4 protein-coding genes are annotated in these 4,831 nt (G+C 44.6%); all 4 read left to right on the forward strand.

From position 1 onward, the window contains the following. Positions 1 to 279: 279 nt before the first annotated feature. The 4 genes from purR to WEIDD23_RS05180 all read left to right on the forward strand — a co-directional run bounded on the left by purR (position 280) and on the right by WEIDD23_RS05180 (position 4,793). Complete coding sequence (purR, locus tag WEIDD23_RS05165) at positions 280 to 1,134, forward strand: pur operon repressor (protein ID WP_010370704.1); 855 nt, start codon at positions 280 to 282, stop codon at positions 1,132 to 1,134. A 20-nt stretch (positions 1,135 to 1,154) separates the two neighbouring features. Beyond that, entirely contained in the window at positions 1,155 to 2,594 is a 1,440-nt protein-coding gene (glmU, locus tag WEIDD23_RS05170) for a bifunctional UDP-N-acetylglucosamine diphosphorylase/glucosamine-1-phosphate N-acetyltransferase GlmU (RefSeq protein ID WP_010370702.1), read from the forward strand. 193 nt (positions 2,595 to 2,787) lie between these two features. Next, positions 2,788 to 3,774 (forward strand): ribose-phosphate diphosphokinase, encoded by a 987-nt coding sequence (locus WEIDD23_RS05175; protein ID WP_010370699.1) that lies wholly within the window; start codon positions 2,788 to 2,790, stop codon positions 3,772 to 3,774. A 74-nt stretch (positions 3,775 to 3,848) separates the two neighbouring features. Continuing rightward, positions 3,849 to 4,793, forward strand: coding sequence for a nucleoside hydrolase (locus WEIDD23_RS05180; protein WP_010370695.1), 945 nt, complete (start codon positions 3,849 to 3,851; stop codon positions 4,791 to 4,793). Positions 4,794 to 4,831: the final 38 nt, after the last annotated feature.

A 4,831-nucleotide genomic window follows, 5' to 3' on the forward strand; every position in this document is an offset into this window, starting at 1 on the left:
TGCCAAATACATTCGCAGAGATGCTGCCAGTATTTGATGATCCAGCTATTAATGAGCTCGCATTAGGTGCTCGTGTCGATGGTGAAGAGCGCGCAATTTCATGGCAATAGGTTAAAACGTTTAACTTGTAAAAGCCGAACGTCCGAAAAACGCTGGCCAAAGAGGCAGCGTTTTTTGTTTGTCTTCGGTTTTAAAGCTGTTTTTGATTTTTTATATGAACGGACGTGTTATACTAAAGCTATAATTATAAAAATTACCGAACGTTCGAGGTTTAGAAATATGAAAACACGTCGTAGTGATCGATTGGTCGATATGACCCGTTACTTGTTAGAACGACCACGCACTTTGGTCTCATTGACGCAATTTGCAGAATTATATGAAAGTGCCAAGTCATCAATTTCAGAAGACTTGACGATTTTGAAGCGCACATTTCACGAGCGCGGCATTGGTTTGCTGGAAACAATTCCTGGGGCAGCTGGTGGCGCACGCTTTACGCCATACATGGTTGAATCTGAAGCTGCTGATTTCGTCGCCTCATTAGTTAACGCGATTGACGATGAGACCCGTGTCTTGCCTGGTGGGTATGTTTATCTGTCTGACTTACTAGGACAACCTTGGTTCTTGCAACGCATTGGTCGTTTGATTGCGACACAATATTTGCGTGAACCAATTGATGCGGTGATGACAGCTGCTACAAAGGGTGTGCCGGTTGCACAGGCTGTTGCGGAACAATTGAATGTACCATTTGTGATTGTCCGTAATGATACTAAGGTGACGGAAGGTCCCACGATGTCTGTTAACTATGTGACTGGACAATCACAACGGCTTGAAAAGATGGAATTGTCACGACGTTCATTACCAATGGGATCACGTGTCCTTATTGTTGATGATTTCATGAAGGCTGGTGGTACAATTCGTGGTATGGCATCTTTGGTTAAGGAATTTGAAGGCCAAGTTGTTGGTGTCGCTGTTGTTGCGGAAGGTCGCGTTGAGCACCGTGTGATTGATAAGTACACATCATTGGTGCATGTTGATACCAACAAGGATGACGGCATCATCAAGGTTAAAGCTGGAAACTATGCTGAAGAAATTTACGGTGAAGGCTCACCAGCTGAAATTTCATCTGCAGATTAATGAGGTAGGAAGTAAAAAACATGCAACGCTTTGTTATTATTTTGGCCGCTGGTAAGGGAACTCGCATGAAGTCAGACTTGCCAAAGGTTTTGCACGAAGTTGGTGGTAAGCCAATGGTTGAGCTGGTTTTGGAAACTGCTCAAAAGGCTGGCGTAGAAAAAATTGTGACGGTTGTTGGTCACGGGGCTGAACAAGTTGAAGCGACGTTGGCTGGACGATCAGAATTTGCTCTACAAGCAGAACAGCTTGGGACTGGTCATGCCATTCAAATGGCGGAACCACAATTGGGTGATGCAGCTGGTATGACGTTGATTGGTTCAGGGGATGCACCTTTGTTTACGGTGGACACGTTTAACAAGTTGTTTGATTTCCATGAGCAATCAGGTAATGCCGTAACTGTTTTGACAGCGAAGGCACCTAACCCAACGGGTTATGGTCGCATTATTCGTGATGAAAACGGCAACGTGGTTCGCATTGTTGAACAAAAGGATGCCACGCCTGAAGAGGCAGCTGTCGATGAAATCAACACTGGAGTCTATGTGTTTGATAACCAATTGTTGTTTGCGAGTCTGAAGCAAGTGACAAATGATAACGCCCAAGGTGAGTATTACTTGCCTGATACGTTGGAAATTTTGCGTAACGCTGGTCACACGGTTGGCGCTTTTGTTATGGATGATTTTGATGAATCAATGGGTGTTAACGACCGTGTCGCTTTGGCCCGGGCAAACAAGGTATTACGTGATCGAACTAATGAGATGCACATGCGTAACGGGGTCACATTGATTGATCCGGCCAACACGTACATTGATGTTGATGTGACGATCGGCCACGATACGATTATTGAGCCAAATGTCTACTTGAAGGGTAAGACGGTTATTGGTTCTAATGTCTTGATTACATCAGGTTCACGCTTGGTTGATTCAATTGTGGCAGATGGTGCCCAAGTTGATGCTTCACACTTTGAGGAAGCGGAAGTTCGCGAACGCGCTTCAGTTGGGCCATTTGCACACTTGCGTCCGGCAGCATTCTTGGATGTTGAAGCCCACGCTGGAAACTTCACGGAAGTTAAGAAGGCGCATTTGGGTAAGGGCTCAAAGATGGGTCACTTGTCATATCTTGGTGATGCGACGGTTGGCGAGGATGTTAATATCGGTGCCGGTTCAATCTTCGTTAACTATGATGGTTTGCACAAGTGGCACTCAAACGTTGGTGATCGCGCCTTTATCGGCTCAAATTCAAAGATTGTTGGACCGGTTAATATCGGCGCAGAAGCCTTTATTGCGGCTGGCTCAACGATTACTGACGACGTGCCAACGCACGCGATGGGTATTGCGCGTTCGCGTCAAATTACAAAGTTTGATTTCTGGAACCGCACACCATTGCATGAGAAGTTTGATGATACGGAATCAGCAAAGCGGGCAGCAAAAGCAGCGTTTGACGCTTTCTTAGCTGATAAGTAAATGAGATAATCAATAGGTCGGGTCAGAGTCTTTCTGATCCGGCTTTTTTGTACACATTGCTAACGAAATTAGAAGAATATGTGAAAACCTTCGGGAACTGAGATGGGATATTCGTTGAAGAATACTGAAAAAAACTGTACAATGTAACTATTGAACACTTGAGGAACACAGTGATGTGTCTATGGAGGGCAACATGGCGACCTATGCGGATCCGCATTTGAAGATTTTTTCATTGAGCAGCAATCAGCCTTTGGCGGAAAAGATTGCCGCTTCAATTGGCGTGGAATTGTCACAAATCAACATTGCACGATTTAGTGACGGAGAAATTCAAATTAACATTGAAGAGTCAGTACGTGGCGATAACGTATACGTTATCCAACCAACGTCAGCGCCCGTTAATGATAGCTTGATGGAATTAATGATTATGATTGATGCATTGCGTCGTGCAAGCGCAAAGTCAATCAACGTTGTTATGCCATACTATGGTTATGCACGACAAGATCGTAAGGCTCGTTCACGTGAGCCAATCTCAGCGAAGTTGGTTGCCAACATGCTTGAGATGGTTGGTGCAACGCGTGTCTTGGTTTTGGATTTGCACGCTGCGCAAATCCAAGGGTTCTTCGACATTCCTGTTGATCACATGATGGGTGCACCATTGTTGGCTGATTACTTGATTACGTCAGGAATTGCCGATGATAATACTGTCGTTGTGTCACCAGACCACGGTGGTGTGACGCGTGCACGTGCTTTGGCTGAATTGTTGGGTTCACAAGAACCAATTGCCATTATTGATAAGCGTCGTCCAAAGGCGAACGTTGCGCAAATCATGAACATCATTGGTGATGTTAAGGGTAAGCGCGCCATCATGATTGATGACATGATTGATACTGGTGGTACGATTTCACAAGGTGCCCAAAAGTTGAAGGACGAAGGGGCTGCTGAAGTCTATGTCGTGGCAACGCACGCTGTCTTCTCTGGTAAGGCCGTTGATACATTGCAAAACTCAGTCTTTGAGAAGGTGATCGTAACTGACTCAATTAACTTGCCAGAAGAGAAGAAGTTCCCTAAGTTGGTACAAGTTACGACTGCTGAATTGATTGGTGAAGCGATTAAGCGAATCAATGAGAACCAAGCGGTTTCTCCATTGTTCAAGAACCGTTTCCACCGCACGGTCGACTAATATATTTTGACAGTAACAGCATTGTTCTAATAATGATTTAGAGCAGTGCTTTTATTTTATAAAGGGGTTATATGATGGCAAAGAAAAAGATGATTTTGGATTTGGATACTGGTGTAGATGACGCCTTGGCTTTGGCATATGCTTTGGCCACGCCAGATTCAGATTTGATTGGTGTTGTGTCTTCGTTTGGAAATACACAAGTGACGACGGCAGGTGAAAATACACTGAAGCTACTTGAACTATTGGGTCGTACGGATGTTCCGGTCTTTATCGGGGCAGCGCATTCATCGACAACGGATAGCTTTGAGACGATGCAAGTATCAATGGATATTCACGGTAAGAATGGTATTGGGGATGTGGCACTACCTGCACCAACGACAGCTTTGTCATCACAAACGGCGGTCGATTTTATTATTGAATCGGCACACAAGTATGCTGATGACTTGGTAATCGTACCAACTGGTCCATTGACTAACTTGGCTGAAGCTTATCAAAAGGATCCTGAAATCGAAAACTTGATCGGTAACGTGACACTAATGGGTGGTGCTTTGGTCGTGCCTGGAAATGTGACGCCTTATACTGAAGCCAACATTAATCAAGACCCTGAAGCAGCTGATTATGTGTTCAAGCATGCTAAGCACTTGGTGATGGTTGGTCTTGATGTTACTTTGCAAACACTGTTAACAAAGAAAGAAACACAAGTTTGGCGTGATTTGGGTACTGAAAAGGGTCGTGTCTTCGCAGATATCTTTGATTACTACATTGATGCCTACTACGACTTGGATATCAACAAAGCTGGGGCAGCTTTGCACGACCCATTGGCCGTTGGTGTGGCCGTTGACCCTAACTTGGTAACGTTGTTGCCATTGAATATGATGGTGACGCATGAAGATGGGCGTACAATTGGTGATCCAACCCGTTTGCGTGATCCACACAAGAATAACTTTGCAGCTGTGGCCGTTGATGAACCGTTCTACTTGGAACGCTTCATGAATTACACGACGGCATTGTTCCGTTAATTAATATATAAAAAAGCGATGGGAAATCATATCGATTT

Origin of the sequence: Weissella sp. DD23, assembly GCF_001579105.1 — a bacterium.
In the GTDB taxonomy this organism is placed as follows: domain Bacteria; phylum Bacillota; class Bacilli; order Lactobacillales; family Lactobacillaceae; genus Weissella; species Weissella cibaria.